Origin of the sequence: Alcaligenes sp. Lyrl_28, from assembly GCF_051948705.1 — a bacterium.
In the GTDB taxonomy this organism is placed as follows: Bacteria; Pseudomonadota; Gammaproteobacteria; order Burkholderiales; family Burkholderiaceae_B; genus Alcaligenes; species Alcaligenes ammonioxydans.
Map to the genome: position 1 here is coordinate 113,080 of NZ_JAYJLG010000003.1, position 17,747 is coordinate 130,826.

The 17,747-nt window shown below is 58.2% G+C and carries 14 protein-coding genes and 1 tRNA gene; 11 read left to right on the plus strand and 4 right to left on the minus strand.

Annotated features, from left to right (window positions below; translation table 11 throughout):
* The 7 genes from VF694_RS08265 to VF694_RS08295 all read left to right on the plus strand — a co-directional run bounded on the left by VF694_RS08265 (position 1) and on the right by VF694_RS08295 (position 7,742).
* A complete protein-coding gene (locus tag VF694_RS08265) occupies positions 1 to 714 on the plus strand; it encodes an ABC transporter ATP-binding protein (RefSeq protein WP_003804594.1) in 714 nt (237 codons plus the stop codon).
* Positions 705 to 1,913: an ABC transporter permease gene (locus VF694_RS08270; RefSeq protein ID WP_440164073.1), complete on the plus strand. Its 1,209-nt coding sequence runs from the start codon at positions 705 to 707 to the stop codon at positions 1,911 to 1,913. The genes VF694_RS08265 and VF694_RS08270 overlap by 10 nt, the downstream gene beginning before the upstream one ends.
* Positions 1,903 to 3,459, plus strand: coding sequence for a formylglycine-generating enzyme family protein (locus VF694_RS08275; RefSeq protein WP_440164074.1), 1,557 nt, complete (start codon positions 1,903 to 1,905; stop codon positions 3,457 to 3,459). Before VF694_RS08270 ends, VF694_RS08275 begins: the two co-directional genes overlap by 11 nt.
* A 48-nt stretch (positions 3,460 to 3,507) precedes the next feature.
* A complete protein-coding gene (locus tag VF694_RS08280) occupies positions 3,508 to 4,239 on the plus strand; it encodes a hypothetical protein (protein WP_003804589.1) in 732 nt (243 codons plus the stop codon).
* Between the two features lie 12 nt (positions 4,240 to 4,251).
* Positions 4,252 to 4,758 carry a hypothetical protein gene (locus tag VF694_RS08285; RefSeq protein WP_003804587.1) on the plus strand — a complete coding sequence of 169 codons (507 nt, stop codon included), beginning with the start codon at positions 4,252 to 4,254 and terminating at the stop codon, positions 4,756 to 4,758.
* A gap of 6 nt (positions 4,759 to 4,764) precedes the next feature.
* Positions 4,765 to 6,303 (plus strand): hypothetical protein, encoded by a 1,539-nt coding sequence (locus VF694_RS08290; RefSeq protein ID WP_440164076.1) that lies wholly within the window; start codon positions 4,765 to 4,767, stop codon positions 6,301 to 6,303.
* Between the two features lie 122 nt (positions 6,304 to 6,425).
* Positions 6,426 to 7,742 carry a DUF445 domain-containing protein gene (locus tag VF694_RS08295; protein WP_003804584.1) on the plus strand — a complete coding sequence of 439 codons (1,317 nt, stop codon included), beginning with the start codon at positions 6,426 to 6,428 and terminating at the stop codon, positions 7,740 to 7,742.
* 165 nt (positions 7,743 to 7,907) lie between these two features.
* On the opposite strand, the gene VF694_RS08300 is transcribed toward VF694_RS08295, so the two are convergent.
* Both VF694_RS08300 and VF694_RS08305 read right to left on the minus strand, forming a co-directional pair.
* Positions 7,908 to 9,563 (minus strand): methyl-accepting chemotaxis protein, encoded by a 1,656-nt coding sequence (locus VF694_RS08300; RefSeq protein WP_440164078.1) that lies wholly within the window; start codon positions 9,561 to 9,563, stop codon positions 7,908 to 7,910.
* A 283-nt stretch (positions 9,564 to 9,846) separates the two neighbouring features.
* A complete protein-coding gene (locus tag VF694_RS08305) occupies positions 9,847 to 11,577 on the minus strand; it encodes a methyl-accepting chemotaxis protein (RefSeq protein ID WP_003804581.1) in 1,731 nt (576 codons plus the stop codon).
* A 408-nt stretch (positions 11,578 to 11,985) separates the two neighbouring features.
* On the opposite strand from VF694_RS08305, the gene VF694_RS08310 reads away from it, so the two are divergent.
* The 3 genes from VF694_RS08310 to VF694_RS08320 all read left to right on the plus strand — a co-directional run bounded on the left by VF694_RS08310 (position 11,986) and on the right by VF694_RS08320 (position 14,965).
* Positions 11,986 to 12,930: an NUDIX hydrolase gene (locus tag VF694_RS08310; protein WP_003804578.1), complete on the plus strand. Its 945-nt coding sequence runs from the start codon at positions 11,986 to 11,988 to the stop codon at positions 12,928 to 12,930.
* Between the two features lie 95 nt (positions 12,931 to 13,025).
* Positions 13,026 to 13,925 (plus strand): carboxylating nicotinate-nucleotide diphosphorylase, encoded by a 900-nt coding sequence (gene nadC / locus VF694_RS08315; RefSeq protein ID WP_131071456.1) that lies wholly within the window; start codon positions 13,026 to 13,028, stop codon positions 13,923 to 13,925.
* Between the two features lie 20 nt (positions 13,926 to 13,945).
* Positions 13,946 to 14,965 (plus strand): tripartite tricarboxylate transporter substrate binding protein, encoded by a 1,020-nt coding sequence (locus VF694_RS08320; protein ID WP_440164320.1) that lies wholly within the window; start codon positions 13,946 to 13,948, stop codon positions 14,963 to 14,965.
* Positions 14,966 to 15,164: 199 nt separating this feature from the next.
* On the opposite strand, the gene VF694_RS08325 is transcribed toward VF694_RS08320, so the two are convergent.
* Together VF694_RS08325 and VF694_RS08330 are read right to left on the minus strand one after the other, a co-directional pair.
* Positions 15,165 to 15,437 (minus strand): hypothetical protein, encoded by a 273-nt coding sequence (locus tag VF694_RS08325; protein WP_003804572.1) that lies wholly within the window; start codon positions 15,435 to 15,437, stop codon positions 15,165 to 15,167.
* Between the two features lie 163 nt (positions 15,438 to 15,600).
* Positions 15,601 to 17,004, minus strand: a complete 1,404-nt coding sequence (locus VF694_RS08330; RefSeq protein ID WP_003804570.1) for a GntP family permease — start codon at positions 17,002 to 17,004, stop codon at positions 15,601 to 15,603.
* A gap of 322 nt (positions 17,005 to 17,326) precedes the next feature.
* On the opposite strand from VF694_RS08330, the gene VF694_RS08335 reads away from it, so the two are divergent.
* A tRNA-Met gene (locus tag VF694_RS08335) sits at positions 17,327 to 17,403 on the plus strand.
* Positions 17,404 to 17,747 lie beyond the last annotated feature (344 nt).

The window sequence follows — 17,747 nt, forward strand, 5'->3', positions numbered from 1 at the left end:
ATGCTCCGCATTCAGCAGTTAGAGGTTTCCCGGGGGCAAGGCCCCCGGGCTTTTCGTGTGCAATTGCCTGCGCTCGCTCTGGAAGCGGGGCAGATCGTGGCCGTGACCGGCGTCAGCGGATGCGGCAAAAGCACCTTGCTGGAGACCCTGGGGCTGTTGCTCAAGCCCAAACAGGTCAAAGCGTTTCGTTTGGGCAGGCAGGCCATGGATATCAAGGCCTTGTATGCCGATGGTCGTGAATCCGAGTTGGCGCAATGGCGTGCCAGAAACCTGGGCTTTGTGCTGCAAAATGGTGGTCTGCTGCCCTACCTGTCGGTCTGGGAAAACATGGTTCTGCCACGGCGCTTGTTAGGCATGCCGATCAAGGCCGATCATCTGGATGCCGCGATTGCCACCCTGAAGCTGGAGCGGCTGCTGAATCTGTACCCCTCTGCCTTATCGATTGGCGAGCGCCAGCGAGTTGCTTTTTCGCGCGCGATTGCCCACGCTCCCGGCCTGGTGCTGGCCGATGAGCCTACCGCAGCCCTGGACCCCGAAACCGCTCATGATGTGTTCCAGCTGTTTTTCAGCCTGGCCAGGGAGCTGGATCTGGCGGTTTTGCTGGTCTCGCATGATTGGGACAGTCTGAGCCAGTTCGCCATTCCGCGCCTGCAAGCCAGATTGGAGCCCGGTTTGAGTGTTTTCCTTCCTCAGGGGGATGCGACATGCTGCTAAGCGTGTGTCGACTGGCCTGGGCTGACTTGCGCTTTGACTGGCGCATCTCTTTTTGCATGGTTGCGGCGATGGTCGCCGTGGTTGCGCCTTTGCTGCTGCTCTTTGGCCTGAAGCACGGAGTTGTCACTCAATTGCAGCAAGCGTTGCTGCATGATCCGCGCAATCTGGAAGTAAAGATGCTGAGCAGCGGCAGCTTTGATCAGGCCTGGCTGGACCGGCTGCGACAGATGCCCGGTGTGGCATACGCCGTGGGCATGACGCGTTCGCTGAACACGCAGGCGGATCTGCGCCTGGACCGACGTCGTTTTCTGGAAAACGTTGAAGTGCTGGCCAGTGCGCAGGGCGATCCTTTGTTGCAGACCCAGGCTCGTGATCTGTCCCCCCAGGAAATCATTCTGACGCAGGAGGCTGCGCGCCGATTGAACTGGCAGGCGGGCGAGTTGGTTCATATTCGTGTTGACCGTCGTCTGGACGGGCAGCGCGAGCAGGGCGATAAAGCCATGACCGTGGTGGATGTGCTGGCTGAACATCGCTATTCGCGTCCTGCCGTGTTCGTGGCCCCGGAAACCCTGCTGGCCCTGGAATACGCTCGCGATGGTTTTCAAGTGCCCGATTTTGCCCTGTTCAGCGGCAAACCCCTGGCCGCTGATATGCCCGCGCTGTATGCCCGCGCCCGGGTCTATGCCAGCACGATCGATCAGGTCGGGGCGGTGGCCAAGGGGCTGGAACAGCAGGGTATTCCGGTGGCCAGCCGGTATGCCGACATTGAAAACGTTCGTGCCATCAATCGTGTGCTGAACCTGATTTTTGGCGTGATTGCTCTGACGGCCATGGTGGGCTGCGCGGCCTCGTTGGGCGGTGCCTTTCTGGCTAATGTGGATCGCAAACGTAAAGATCTGGCGGTTCTGCGGCTGCTGGGTATTGATAGTGGCGGTGTCATTCGTTATGTGCTGATTCAGGCACTGGTGCTGAGCCTGATCGCCTATGCCCTGGGGCTGGGCCTCTATGGCCTGGGCAGTGCTTTATTTAATCAATTACTAGTGGGAGATGGCCTCCAGACGGACTTCGTATGTCGTATCACCCCGGCCCATGCCTTGTACGCCTTATTGATGGTGGCGAGCCTGGCCTGTGTGGTGGCGGCGATCGGAGCCTGGCGTGCCGTTCGCGTTCAACCTGCGGAGAGTCTGCGTGAAATGTAAATTGTGGTTCAGTGCGGCGACGGCGCTGCTGGGTATGAGCGCGCTTGCTCAGGCGGCACCTTGGGAGGAGAAGTACTACAACCCCAAACCTGCCGAAGGCGATGTAGTGTTGCCCATGCCCTGTGAGGGTGCCATGGTGTTTCGCCGTGTCGCGGTGCCGGTGGCCGGCCCTCTGGATGATATGCGTGTGGTGGTGGGGCAGGAAGCGCAAGAATGGGGTTATATCGAACATAAACGCCCTGACTTTATTGCGGGCAGTTTTACCGACGGCAAGGCCGGTTCATCGCGCTACTACCTGATGGCCAAGTATGAGCTGAACAAATTGCAGTACCAGGCCCTGACTGAAGCCACCTGCCCGACACCCAAAAATACCTTGGTGGTGCCGCAGACCGAAATCAGCTGGATGGACGCGATCCGTGTGTCCGACCTGTACAACCAGTGGTTGCGCGACAATGCCGCCGACAAGCTGCCCAAAGAAGACGGCTTGGCTGGGTTTGTGCGTCTGCCAACGGAAATCGAGTGGGAATACGCGGCCCGTGGTGGCTCGTCCTTGTCTTCGGCCGAGTTCCGTGACGTGCGCTATCCCATGCCTGAAGGCATGAACGACTACGAGTGGTATGCCGGGTCGCAGTCGTCCAATGGGGCGGTTCAGCTAATGGGGCGGCTCAAGCCCAATCCGCTGGGGCTGCACGACATCTTGGGCAATGTGGACGAGATGATTCTGGAGCCGTTTCGCTTGAACAAGCTGGATCGTCAGCATGGTCAGGCAGGCGGCTTTGTGGTGCGGGGCGGCAATTTCCTGTCCAAGCCCGAAGCCTTGCGCGCTTCGGCGCGCAAGGAATTAGCCTATTACGGCTCCAAAGGGCCTACCCAGGCCAAAACGACGGGTATGCGGCTGGCTCTGGTGTCAATTGCCCTGACTTCGCGCGACCGGGTGCAGGCCATTGAAAAGAGCTGGCAGGCCTTGGGGACCGAGCAAGGCACTGTCAACCCGGATGCGCCGGCACAAGAGTCCGCCGTGCAGCGTTTGGGCTCCCTGGCCAGTAGTCTGGAGGACGACACGCTCAAGACGCAGCTCAAGCAGCTGGAAGGGGATTTGCGCGCTGCCAATTTGCGACAGGAGGAAATGCGCGACCAAGCCATTCGCGCCAATCTGGAGCTGGGCTCTTTTCTGTGCACCAAACTTAAAGACGACGTCTTGTTCGTGGAGCTGCTGCAACGAAATTACGAGGCGCTGTGTCAGGCCAGCCCGGACGACAAACAATGTGTCAGCCGCAAATTGAAGCTGGATGAACAGCACGATCGTGTTGCGAAACTGGCGCGTTATTACGCCAGCAACTTGATTGACGCCTCGTCCCTGTACGGGCTCACCTTGCTGGAAAAACAGGTGCCGGTCGCACGCCAGATGATGGAACAGAACAAGAGCCTCAGCGCCCTGAAACCTTATCTGGACGTGCACTGGAAGAATCAAAAAGACTATTTGAAAACAGATTCGATTGATATCAGTGCCTGGAAGAACAACTGCAAATCGATTCCCAACTCGTAAAGAGCGGGTCAATAAAAAATAGACGTACTTCAATTGTAAGAGGAAGTTATGCAACACGTGCGCCGTTTTACCCCTAGAACCTTACTGGGCAGTCTGATGCTGGGTGTGGCTTTGCTTTCGGGCTGTGCCAGCACGGGCAGTAGTTTGCTCAGTGGTGCTCAGGCCGATGATCGTCTCACCAGTGGTCAGGATGCCAAATTCTTCAGCCGCTCTGGCTTTCAGGCCTGCGCCGGCGCGGCGGCGGTGGGCGTGCTGGCTTGCATGCTGTCGAACTCCAGCAACAAGGCGGCTTGCGCGATTATCGCGGGCGTGGCGGCCTGCGGGGTCGCCATGGGGACCAACTACTATCTGGATCAGCGTCGCACCGAATACGCCAATACCACGGAGCGTCTGGCCGCCATGCAACGTGACGTCGAGGCCGATACTGCCAATATTCTTGAGCGAACCCGTACGGCCCAGCAGGTGATTGCTGACGATAAAAGGCAGATTGCCGACATTGAAAAGCACATGAAGGCCAAGACGATGGAGAAAAAACAGGCTGAAAAGCAACTGGCCCGTATTGATAAGAATATCGAGGTTCTCAATCGCGATCTGAAAAACATGACTGAAAAAGTCAGCCTATATCGGGATGTGGCCGATGCGGAGCGCAAGGACGGAGGCAAGAAGGCGGAAGTCCAGCGTCTGGATCGTCAGATTGACGAGATGAATGTCAAAGTGGCCGTGCTGCAAAAAGAAGTGGACGACCTGTATTCCATGCGTTCTGCAGTGACCTTGGGTTAAAAGGGATTTTTCATGCGAGTATTTCTACGTTGGTCACCCGTTGCGGCCAGTCTTGTGCTGGCAGGTTGCGCCACCACCATGAGCGAGTGTGATCCGTCGGATCAAAACGCCGGTTTCCTGACCAAGATCAGTTGCGACACCTCGGGCGCCTATCGCCAGCACATTGACACGCGCGAGCAAAGTTTGCTGAGCGCGCAGCAAGCCAATGCGCTGTTTCATCAGGTCTACAAGGATATTCAGGCTCAGCAAAGCTTGAGCAACGCCAGTCTGGCCCGGCAGCGTCAGGCCCAGACTGCGCTGAACCGTTCCATGGGGCAGTTGTTGCGTAGTTTGCAGGCCAGTAAAGGTCAGCAAGCCGGCTTGCAGAATCAGCTCAAGGATCTGGATAAAGGGCTCAAGGACGTAAACCGTTCCACCGAAGACAACAGCCCGGCCGCGATAGCCCAAAAGCAGCAGCAGTTGCAACAGCTGCAAAAAGATGTCAGCCGCCTGCAGTCCAGTTTGGGATACGACGAGTAAAGGCCTATGCAGCGCGTCATACTTGATTCGGTGGGGCCCTCCGGGGCCTATCGTCAGCATCAGCTTGCGCTGGATATCCTGAAGCGTCAGGATGAACCCCTGACGCATCTGTTTTCCATTTATCAGGCCGATGGTTCGCAGACGACGGCCTGGTGGACGGGCCTGCAGGGCCAGGCTGTGGCCAAAAGCAGTTTGCCGGCTGCTCAGCAACAGGCACTGGACGCGCGTTATCAGCAAGCGTTGGACCGGATTGAGCTGTTGATTCGCCAGTTGCACGATCAGGGGGCGAGCCAAGATGCGCAGGCGCTACAAGCCCTGCTGCAAGACGGGGCGGCCCAAGGGGCGATCTACAGCGTAGGCGGCAAGCCGTTGCTGGTGATGAGCGAGAATCCGGCGCTGTCGCCCGAACCTTTGTTCGCGTCTGCCCGACGTCGGATGGCCGGAGCAGCGGCTGTGCCGCCGGGTCCACCGGCGACAGCGGCTCTTGGGGCTGGCGCGGCTGTCATGGGGGAGCCTGCTGCCAAGGCTCGCCCGCTTCTGTGGTTTCTGTTGGCCGCGCTACTGGCCCTCCTGCTGGTGCTGCTCTTGTCCTGGTGGTTCAAGTGGCCTGCCAACTGGTGGGACAGGAGTGGGATGCCCGTGGCCCCGCCCGCAGTGGTCAAGCCAGCGCCTGCGGTGCAGGAGCCTGTCCTGCCCCCGGTTGTGCCTGCTCAAGAGCCGTTGGCGCCGGTCCCCGAACCGCCCAAGGTCGAGCCTGTGGTACCGGAGCCGCCCGTGCCTGAGCCATCGCCTGCGCCCAAACCCCAGCCCGATCCCAAGCCTGCCCCCAAGGTGTCATCAGACCCTAATTTTGTGTGTGCGCACGATGATAAGGGCCAGGTGCTCAAACCCGAGGTCTACCTTATTTTTGATACGTCCATGTCCATGCTGTTGAGCGTGGATGCCAAGATTCAGGACGAGGAGTGGTTTTTCAGCCAGGACTTGAGCGATATGGGTTCCTGGAGCGATTACGCGACCCAACGGGCTAAAACCCTGTTTGAAGGGACGTCGCGCATCAAGGCGGCGCGCAGCGCTTTCTCCAGCATGGTGGACAGTTTGCCCGCGGGGCAGGACCTGCATTTGATAACCTTTGCGCAGCAGTGCGCCGCACCCAATTACCAGGGCCGCTTTACGACGGCTCAGCGGGGACGGTTGAAAAACCTGATTCAGACTATCGAGGCCAAGGACAGCACCAATCTGGTTCATTCCCTGAATCTGGCGGCCAGTCGGGTGGATGGCGTTAAACGGGATGCTTTGATTGTCTTGTTTGTTGATGGCAATGACGGTTGCGAGCAGGATATTTGCGCTGTGTCCCGCAGTATTGCACGCGCCAAGCCGCGCTTGCGGATCAATGTGGTGGATATCACCGGTCAAGGCCTGTCCGCCTGTGCGGCTACGGCGACGGGCGGAGTCACGCTGGCTCCCAAGCAAGCGGGTCAGATTGCCCAGGCCTTGCGCGATGCTACAACCGACTTTGTGAAGCGTGCCGAACAGGCTTGCCAGTAAACCCCCGGCATGTGGCTGGGCCTGAATCAGCCTGGATTGCCCCAGGCTGATTTGCTTCTGGACAGCCAGAAAAAGACAGGGTGACAATAAGGTGGTCGCTAAACGACGCATAGACTGTGCACATGCCTGTATCTCCCTCTCGCCCCGATTCGCCTGAACGTCGTCTGCGTCGCATGAAACGCGGCGCCCTGGCTTTGCTGGGCCTGACGATCAGCCTGTTCCTGCTCAGTCACGCCATGATTGGCCGGGGCGAGGCTGCGCCGGTTGCTGGACTGTGGCCTTGGCTGCGTGCCTTTAGTGAAGCGGCCACGGTGGGCGCGCTGGCTGACTGGTTTGCCGTCGTGGCCTTGTTCCGGCATCCCCTGGGCCTGCCTTTTCCGCATACGGCCATTATTCCCAATAAGAAAAACAGTCTGGGGGAAAGTCTGGGCGTATTTGTGCGCGACCACTTTCTGGATTCGGCGATGTTGTTGGAGAAACTGCGCAGTCTGGACCCGGCGGCTCGCCTGGGGCAGTGGCTGTCGCAACCTGAGCAAAGCGAACGTGTGAGCCGTGCTTTGCAAACGGCCCTGGGCGAGGCCCTGCGTTTACTGGACGAGCGTAGCGTCAAACAGGCCCTGACCGATGGGGTGCGCAGCTATCTGATGCGGGTGGATATGGCGGGGACCAGCTCCCAGATTCTGGGCTTGCTGACGCGTAATGCCCGGCATCAGCGCCTGCTCGATGAGGTCTTGCAGCAATTGGGCACTTATTTGTCCAATGAAGCCGTCAAGCAACGCGTGGCGGCTGTGCTTGTGCGTTACGCTCAGCGCGAATGGCCCAAACTGTTGGCGATGGTGGGCGTGGTGACCTCCGTGGACGAATTGTCAGGCAAGATGGCCGACCGCTTGGCGCGTGCGCTGGTGGACGAGGTACACACAATTTTGAGTGAACCCGAGCATCCCTTGCGTAAGGATTATGAGCAGTGGGTGCTCGATTATATTCAGCGCCTCGGCCAGGACTCTGAGCTCAGAGAACAGGTCGAAGCCATCAAGCAGCGGTTTTTGCATCACAAAGAGGTGGGCGAATACATCGATGGCATCTGGACTGATGTCATGCGTGTGCTGCGCAGCGATCTTGCCAGACCGGACTCCTCGGTTGCCGCCCATTTGCGGCAGGTGGCTCAGGACCTTGGCGCCCGCCTGAATACCGACGCCACGTTGCGGGCCACCTTGAATGAGCATATGTTGTCGGCGGCGGCCGGGCTGGCCGAGCAGTTGCGCGAAGGGGCCAAGGATCATATTTCGCGCACCGTTCGTCAGTGGGATGACAGGCAACTGGTGCGCGAGCTGGAACTGACGGTGGGTACCGATCTGCAATACATCCGCTTTAACGGCACGGTCGTAGGTGGCCTGGTGGGCGTGGGCCTGCACGCCATCCTGCTGTTGGGGCTGGTCTGACAATAGCAGTCAGAGTGGTGCCAGGCGAAGATGCAAACCGTGCCCGGCGAACGAACATGTTCGTCGCTGCCAGTCAGAATGTGTTCAGATCTCAGGGCGGAGCGGGCCAGGGCATAAGCGGGTGGGGCAGCGAGCCGCTGGGGCCTTTGCCACCCAGCCCTTCACTCAGGCCACTTTCAGCAAGGGGACGGGCTTCTGGGTAGCATTTGGGTCGGGCACGTAAGTCGAGCGGTTCGTCGTGCCGGTATTGAGCAATTGAATCGACAGTTTCAGCTCCTTGGCCTGGCGGCTCAGTTCGTTGACGGTCTCGCCCAGGTTGCGAGCCAGATCCGCGTTGTCGTTGATGTCGCTGTCCATGGTGGATACGGCATCGTTGATTTGCGCCAAACCGTTGGCTTGCTCGTTGGAGGCGGTGGAGATTTCGCTGATCAGATGGGTGACATCTGAGACGGATTGCATGATCTCGTCCATGGTGGAACCTGCCCGCTTGGCGTGATGCGCCCCGGTCGCCATGCGTTTGAGCGAATCCTCCACCAGGTTTTTGATTTCCCCGGCGGCTTGGGCACTTTTTTGCGCCAGACTGCGCACTTCACCGGCCACCACGGCAAAGCCCTTGCCTGCCTCACCCGCGCGGGCCGATTCTACAGCGGCATTCAGGGCCAGGATATTCGTTTGAAAAGCCAGTCCTTCAATAATCGACACAATATCGCCAATACGCTCAGAGCTGTTGTGTATGTCCTGCATGGTGCTGACCATGTCCTGAACCACTTCACCACCTCGCCGTGCGGTAGACAGGCTCTGGTCGGCCAATTGATTGGCCAGACGGGCATTGTCCGCGGTCTGCTGCACATTCATGGTCAACTGCTCCATATTGGCGGCGGTGCGCTGTAAGGAGCCCGACTGAGCGGCGGTACGATGGGAAAGCTGGCGATTGCCCTCTTCAATCTGTGTGGACACATCCAAAGAGGCCTGGATGCCTTGATGCACGTCGCAAGCCAGACCCAGCAGGCTTTTGCGCATCATGTCCATGTAGAAATAGAGCTGTGCGATTTCCTGGCTGCGGGTGTGCTGGGGGTTCAGATCGATCAACAGGTTGCCGGTGGCAATTTGCTGGGCGATATGGGTGGCGCTGTGCAGGGGCTGCATCATGCGCTGGGTGACCATCCAGCCGTAGGCCAAGGTTACCAGGCTGACCAGCCCCAGACTGCTCAGCCCGACAGTCAGATACGTGCCGGATGCGCCACTGCCCACCAGCAAGCCGGCGCTCAAACTTACAAGTGCCGTGGTCAGAAACCCAAATCGCAACAAGCTGGCACGCAGGCTGCGATTCAAGGGTTGGAGCAGGGTGTTCAGAACCGAGCGCCAGCCTCTGGCCTGCAATTGACCTTCGTGTAAACGAAAACCGCGCAATCCTTGTTGCTGGATGGAGTGGTACAGATACTCCGCTTCTTTGATGTCCTTGGCTTGGGCACGTACCCGAACCGAGGCGTAGCCGCTGACGCGGCCGTTTTCAAATAAAGGAATGACGCGGGCTTTGACCCAGTAAAAGCCGCCGTCTTTGCGGCGGTTCTTGATCAGCCCCGACCAGGATCGTTGTTGTTTGAGTGTCTGCCATAAATCCTGAAAAATCACGGCCGGCATGTGGGGGTGGCGCACAATATTGTGGTGTGCTCCGATCAGCTCGTCGAGGCTGTAGCCGCTCACCTCGATAAAGGCGGGATTGGCATAGACGATGCGCCCTTTCAGGTCGGTCTTGGAGATTAAATAGGTTTTTTCGGGTACCTGTGTTTCATGAGAGGTAATGGCTTGGTTTTCACGCATGATCTGGCCCTGTTAAAGACGTAGGCGGAAAAGGACAGATCATTATGTTGCATATCGACTTAATTTTGTTACTTAGTATTTGTATTAAAGTCTAAATGTGTCACCGTGATGACGGAGAAAAACCGGTTCAAAAAGCGTAATCCGGTCTCTATAAGCAGTTGATTTTATTAATTATTGTTTTTTGCTGGTCTGGTTGTAAAAAACCGATCCCAGATTAAATGTTTTGTCTAGCTGTCAGTAGTATCAGGATCGGCAAGGGGGCTGCCGATCCTGAAGGGCCTGCTTAACGACGAATCGCTTCCAGTCTGGCGTTCGCCGTTTTGGCGCTGTGAGCCTGGAAGGCCGGTGTGTTCTGGTAGGACAGCACCTGCACGGTAGAGGCTTGACTCAACTGAGCCAGGGCCGGGGCACCCTGGGCCGATTCCACCGAGCCCGTATTCAAAGCCTTGATTGCATCGGCCAGCTCGGACGCTTCCGAGGCCAGGTCGCTCATGGTATTGCCCAGATCCTGCACCAGGGCGGCGTTTTGCTGGGTGACACCATCCATTTTGGCCATGGCCTCATTGATCTGGTCCAGGCCACTGGCCTGCTCGATCGAGGCGGTCGAGATTTCGCCAATGATGTCCGTGACACGTTTGACCGAATCGACGACCTCGCCCATGGTGGCGCCGGCGCGGGCCGCCTGTTCGGCCCCGATGGCCATGCGGCTGACAGAGGCGTCGATCAGGTTCTTGATTTCTCCGGCAGCTTGCGAGCTCTTTTGAGCCAGGCTACGTACCTCACCGGCCACGACCGCAAACCCGCGTCCCGCTTCGCCGGCGCGAGCCGATTCCACCGCTGCGTTCAACGCCAGGATATTGGTCTGAAAGGCAATGCCTTCAATAACAGTGACGATATCGCCAATGCGACGTGAACTGTCGTGAATGCCTTGCATGGTTTGCACCACTTCGTTCACCACAGCGCCGCCACGTTGGGCAATCTGCATACTGGCATCGGCCAGTTGGCTGGCTTGATTGGCATTGTCGGCGTTCTGGCGCACCGTCACGGTCAGCTCTTCCATGCTGGCGGCGGTTTCCTGCAAGGAGGCGGCCTGATCTTCAGTGCGGGAGGCCAGATTGGTATTGTTCACCTCTAGGATGCGGGCGGCATGAATCGAGGCGTCAATTCCCGCTCGGGCATCGCTGGCAATGCCCACCAGACTTTTGCGCATCAGGTCCAGGCAGAAGTAGAGCTGACCAATTTCCGAATTGCTTTCGCTGGAGCTGACATCAATGTCCAGTTGCAGATTGCCGGTGGCAATTTGCTGGGCGATCAGCGAGGCCTGATCCAGGGGGCGGATGACGCGCTGGGCAATCAGCCAGCCGTAGCCCATCATGACCGCACTGGCCAGACACAAGCCACCGGTCAGCCACAGGCCCGAGCCCTGGGGAACCCCTCCCGTCAGGGCGAAGTACAGCGCAGTTCCGGTGGTAGCCAGCGCCAATGTGCCCATACGGAACAGGCTGGCCCGCAGGGAGTTGCTAAATGGGCGGCGCAACTGGCTCAAGGCCTTTCGCCAGCCGGTCGGCACAGCACGACCTTCATGCAAGCGCACGCCGTGGGCACGTCCCTCATTGATGGCGGTGTACAGGCGCTCAGCCTCGTCAATCTGTTCCTGGCTGGGTTTGACCCGGACCGAGGCATAGCCGGCTACCGTGCCATTTTCATAAATGGGCACCGCCATGGCGTAGACCCAGTAAAAGCCACCATCCTTGCGTCGGTTCTTGACCACCCCCATCCAGGGGCGCTTGTTTTGCAAGGTGTCCCAGAAATCCTGAAACGCCTCGGGCGGCATGTCGGGGTGGCGGACAAGATTGTGCGCCTTGCCGATCAGCTCTTCCCGGGTGAAGCCGCTGATGGCGATAAAGGCCGCGTTCGCGTAGGTGATCCGTCCTTTCAGATCGGTTTTTGAAATAAGGTACTGATCGGCCCGGACGCGAACCTCGTCCTGGGTAATGGGGAAATTCTTACGCATTCATCATCCTGGAGGGGAGCAACAAAGGGGACGCGAGGGGCCGTCAAGCCCGCAGGGGCCATGCAAAAAAAGCAAAGGTTTCTACGCCCGGTTACTGACTGCTCTGAACTGTCAGAAACCTTCTATTTTTGCGAATGGCGGAGCAGAACAAAGCGTGAAACTGTTGACTGATCCGGCCTTTGACTGAGCGCTTGCTTGTCATTTATGGCAAACACATACAGTTCAAATGCTTAACGGCTGTCAAACAAAATTCTTTAGGCTTAGATGTTCATGGATCATAATTTGATCATCTGAAAATAATGTACGGACTGTATTGCGTGGCGTACGTGCTCGCTCCGAGGTGGGGGCGGCTCAGGGCTCGCTTATAATCGGCCACACGCGCATGGGCGAGATTCAGAAGGAGAATATGTGATCGATACGCAGGAACCTGTAGTCAGCGCTGAGCTGGTCGCTGTGTTAGTCGCTGTCAGCGACGGCGAGCCCCGTGTCTTGACCACGGATGGCGGGCAGGCCTTGCCCGCCGGGCCGTTTCAACATACGCATCGCTCTTTGCAAACGGGGCTGCGCGATTGGGTGGAAACGCAAACCCATCACCCGGTAGGGTATGTGGAGCAGCTTTATACCTTTGCAGATCGCGATCGTTTTGACGCTCAGGGAACGCGTATCGTGTCAGTCAGCTATGTGGGGCTGACGCGGGAAGTGGGTCAGCCGGATGTGGCTCAGGTGATCTGGCAGGATTGTTATCGTTACTTTCCGTGGGAGGACTGGCGTGAGGGTACTCCTTCGATCATTCAGCAGACCATCGTGCCGGCCTTGTTGACGTGGTGCGAGCAGGACGAGTCCTTGCGTGCATTACGACGTCAGCGCGTCAATTACAGCTTTGGGCTGGAGGGCGCCATCTGGAACGAAGATTTTGTCTTGCAGCGCTACGAGCTGCTGTACGAAGCGGGCCTGTTACCCGAATCCTGTCGCCGTCGCCAGCAGGAGCAGCAAGCGCAGGGCAAGCAGGATGCCTTGGGACTGGGCATGCGCCACGACCATCGCCGGATTCTGGCTACGGGTCTGGCGCGCCTGCGCGCCAAAATCAAATATCGCCCCGTGGTGTTTGAGCTGATGCCCCCGGAGTTCACCTTGCTGCAATTGCAGCAGGCGGTCGAAGCGCTGGCTGGCCGTGGCCTGCACAAGCAGAATTTCCGCCGCTTGATTGAGCAGCAGGCATTGGTCGAGGAAACCGGCGCGATGAGCATGGGCGGCTCGGGGCGGCCTGCCAAGCTGTTCCGCTTTCGGGGTGACGTGTTGTTTGAGCGGGCTATCTCGGGTAGCAAGTTGCCCTTGGCGAAACAGGCGCGTTAAAAACCGGGCCTATGGCTTGACAGTGCTTATGCTCAGGAATAGCATAAATGCACCGTGCCATTAGGCCTTATTTTTTAGCGATTTAAATACTCATAATGAGCATAATTAATGCCCCTGCGCCGGCAGCGCAAGCTGCGCAGACACGCGCGCACCGTATTCCTTCCCTGCCCGACGTGATGCTTGAGCCTCTGGTGCGCGCCACCTTGCAGGAAGATCTGGGTCGTGCGGGTGATCTGACAACGGACGCCATTGTGCCTGCCGACTCTCGTACGCAAATGCGCCTGGTAGCCCGCGAACAAGGCGTGTTGGCTGGTCTGGATCTGGCTCGTCTGGCGTTTACCTTGCTGGACCCTACGCTGCGCTTTGAGGCCCAGCTTCAAGATGGGGATGACCTGATGCCGGGTGCCCAGATCGCCGTCATCAGTGGCTCGGCCCGCTCCATGCTGACGGCAGAGCGTAGCGCATTGAATTTTCTGGGGCATTTAAGTGGCGTGGCATCGGCAACGGCCTCCATCGCCCGGGCCATTGCGCCTTACGGCACCCAGGTTACCTGCACCCGCAAAACCATGCCCGGCCTGCGCGCAGTGCAGAAATATGCGGTGCGCGTGGGCGGTGGCAGCAACCATCGCTTTGGTCTGGATGATGCGGTGCTGATCAAAGACAACCACATCGCTGTGGCCGGGGGCGTGAAAGCGGCCGTGGAAGCGGCTCGCGCCTATATCGGCCATCTGGTGTGCATCGAGGTGGAAGTCGATACCCTGGAGCAGCTCGATGAAGTGCTGGAGCTAGGGGTGGACAGCATTCTTTTGGACAATATGGATATTGCGACCTTGAGCGAGGCTGTGGCCCGCGTTGGTGGCCGCGCCAAGACCGAAGCCTCGGGTCGTATCACGCCCGAGACCGCGGTGGAAATTGCCCGCTGTGGCGTGGATCGGATCGCGGTGGGTTGGATTACACACAGCGCCCGTGTGCTCGATATTGGTCTGGATGCTTGAGTAACAAGGTGCTGGCGGTCATGGCGGGTTTTCAGGTGAGCAAGCGGGTGGCAGCGGCCGCCTTGCTGGGGGTGGTGGCGTGGGGCGCAAGCCCCTTGACGGGGCGGGCCAGCGAGGTAGCAGTCGCCCAGACTGCAAAGTATCCCCTCAGACCCATTACCGTGATCGTGACCTTTCCGCCGGGTGGGGGAACCGATTTGCTGGCTCGCAAGTTGGGCCCCCGTCTGGAAAAAGCCCTGGGCCAGCCGGTCATCATCGACAATCGGCCCGGGGCCAGTGGCAATATTGGTGCGCGTGCCGTGGCTTATGCCCGTGCCGATGGGCATACCTTGCTGATGGCCAACAGTTCCTTTGCCATCAATCCAGGTGTGTTCCGCAACCTGGGTTTCAAGCCTAAAGAAGACTTCGCACCCATTGCCAATATAGGCTTTGTGCCCTCCGTCATTGTGACCGGGAGCGGCTCGGATACTCAGAGTCTGCAGCAAGTCCTGCTGCAGCAGTCCGAACCGGCGTTGGCCTATGCGTCATGTGGCAATGGCACCCCGCAGCACCTGGCCGGAGAAATGCTCTACGATCTGCGTGGTGCGGCCTTATTGCATATCCCTTACCGAGGCTGCGGCCCGGCCTTGAACGATGTGGTCGCCGGGCAGGTGCCGATTGGCATCGTCACCTTGTCCAGCGCAGCTACCTTGATCGAATCCGGACATCTGCGCGCTCTGGCGGTCACCTCTGCCCAGCGCAGTCCGGTACTGCCTGATGTGCCGACGGTGGCTGAAGTGAGCAAGACAGGGTTTGAACTGGATCAGTGGCATGGCTTGCTGGCTCCTTCCCACACCCCCGAACCCATCATCACTACGCTGAATCGTGTCGTGCAAAAAGCCTTGACGGACCCCGCCCTGCAGGCGGAATTGCTGGCATTGGGTTATACGCCGCAAGAAGGAAACGAGTCTGCCCGGCCCAGCGGCTTCAAGGCCATGATCTGGAACGATATCGACCGGTTCGGGGCCCTGTCGTCCAAAATAGGCTTGCAGGTGGATTGATGCGGCAGCGGTGTGGCCTTGAGTGCGAGGCCGTTTTTTCAGGTGCGGATCGCCCCTTGCCCGCGCATGCAAGCAGAGTCAGAATCAGGCAGCCGTTTCAGGCTGCCTGGCTGAGGCTAAACATCGTCGGGGCACAGAAAGAGGGCTCGAGCAGCGTGTCAGCGACGTAGGCGGAACGCGGAAAACGGCCTGCAGGTGGTTAAAAGAAGCTGTCTTCCTCAGGCGTTTCAGGAACAGGCTGGGTGGCAAACCAGTGTTTCTCCAACAGCAGCGTATGCGTCAAACCGTCCTTGCTGCAGTGAGAGTCAATCTCGATCTGGCCGCGCTGGCTGCCACCTTCATTGAAGTTGTCGGCCTCGACTTCGGCAGCGGCCATATACGCCTGTAGGTTCAGCTCAGGCTGACCACGATCCAGCACAAACTGACGAATGGCTTCCGCGCCTAACTCATTGAGGGTATAGGTGTAGTTCATGGCGTGCTCCTGATTATGGCTAATGATAATACGGGCCCCTACGCGTGAATCCTAGCATGCTCAGTCTCAACAACGGATAGCAAAGCGTTACCGGTTTTGGATAAAAAAACAGCGATGTGCGAGGGGCACACCGCTGTGGACAAGGCCATTTTAGGCAGACGGTTTAAAAGCTGCCAAAAATCGTACCCAGCGTAATCACGGTGATCAGCGCCACAATAGGGGCTGCCATCGTCACCATGGCGATATTGCCGTAGGACTGGCGGTGGTTCAGCTTGCAGATGGACAGCAAGGTGATGATGGCCCCGCAATGGGGCAGGGTGTCCAGGCCACCTGCGGCCATCACGGCGACACGGTGCAGCAATTCGGGGCTGATGCCGGCTTGTTGAGCCATGGCCAGATAGTCCGGGCCCAGGGTCTGCAAGGCAATGCTCAAGCCGCCCGAGGATGAGCCGGTAATACCGGCCAGCGTGGTCATGGCGACTGCCTCGGAAATCAGTGGATTGCCCGGTGCCACGTTCAGTACAAAGTCCCGAATAATCGCAAAGCCTGCCAGGCTGGCAATGACCGCACCGTAACCAACTTCAGAGGCGGTATTGAACAAGGGCAGCATAAAACCGAATACCCCTTTGTTGATGCTTTCGCGCAGGTTTTTCCAATGCCCCAGACGGCTGATGATCAAGACCAGAATGGCCGTGATCAACGCAATAATCAGCGCCCACAGACCGGTAATTTTGGCCGGGTCCAGCTGAGGGAAGCGCTCGGCCATGAACCCGAAGTTTGTGTCGGGGAAAATGCCATAGGTGAACAGGGCATTGACGCCGATCACCAGAATCAAAGGCAGCAAAGCCAGGAAGATGGGCATGGGTTTCTCACCTTCCGTGCTATCGGGGGTGCTGGCGTCGAACTTATCCTGCCCATGATCCCCGTAGGTCTCGCCTTGGGCAATGGCCTTGCGAGCCCGTGACTGCAGCCACCACAAGCCACCGAAGGCCATGATCAAGGCACCAATAATTCCCAGTCCGGGCGCTGCAAACACGTTGGTGCCGTAGTAAGGGATAGGTATGGCGTTCTGGATGGCGGGCGTGCCGGGCAGGGCGGTCATGGTAAAGGTAAAGGAGCCCAGGGCAATGGAGGCGGGAATCAGACGCTTGGGAATGCCCGCGGCACGAAACAGATCCTTGGCAATGGGATAGATAGCAAAGGCCACGACAAACAAGGACACGCCGCCATAGGTCAGCACAGCACACACCATCACAATAGTGGCAATCGCGTGGCGATGCCCCAGCTTATGGGTGATCCACTTGGCAATGGCCTGCGCCGCTCCGGAGTCCGCCATCAACTGACCAAACAGGGCGCCCAGCAAGAAGATGGGCAGGAACTGCAGCACATAGCCGCTCAGTGCGCTCATGAAGGTGGAGGTATAGATGGGCAGCAAAAACCCGGAATCCCCCGAAAGCAGCACGGCCAAAGCGGCCATCAAGGGAGCCAGCAACAGAACCGTCACCCCCCGATAAGCAAAAAACATCAGCAGTAAAAGCGAGACAACGATAGCAAGCGTACTGGCCATAAACAAAGTTCCTGTGCAAGGTCCGGATCACGGACGTCAATAAATGAGGTGGGGTCGAACGCCAAGCAGGCAGTGTAGCAACAGGCAATGACAAAACGGCTTGATAGCGCGCAAGACGGGGACCGGGCCCCAAAGACGGAGTTGCATCGGGTTTCTTACATCTTGTTTCTTGATGATGAGAACGGGCTAGGGTTACGGGAAATGGGTAAAGCTAGTAAATACAAGGGCTTAGCGGTTTTATGGGTGGAAGACATCAAAAAGAGTAAAAAATTTCGAGAGAAGTGCTTGCCAAAAGAAGAAACCTTGCTATAATTTCTTCTTCGGCGCATTAGCTCAGCAGGTTAGAGCGACGGAATCATAATCCGCAGGTCCCCTGTTCGAATCAGGGATGCGCCACCAAAATTTAAGCGGCTCACAGCAATGTGAGCCGCTTTTTCTTTGCTCCGCCGTTTTGGTCGTGCTGCGCGCAATCTATTTGGTAGGGCTTGCCTTGCCGCCGCCACGGTTTTGGGCCTAGTGCGCCATTCTGCTTGCCGACTAGTGCCCAGGCTGATGCTGTGTCTGGTGGATGTGACCGATACTCTTTGCCTGGACTGTGTCCGCTTTGGCGGGTAAGTCACGGTGTTGCAATTTGCTGTTCGGGGCGCTGGCAGCGTCGCGTGCTCTGACAAATCTAACGCTTAAGCTCCCGTCCCTAATGGATGACCATTCGCGTCAGCGATGAGCGGGAGACTCGTGGTCTT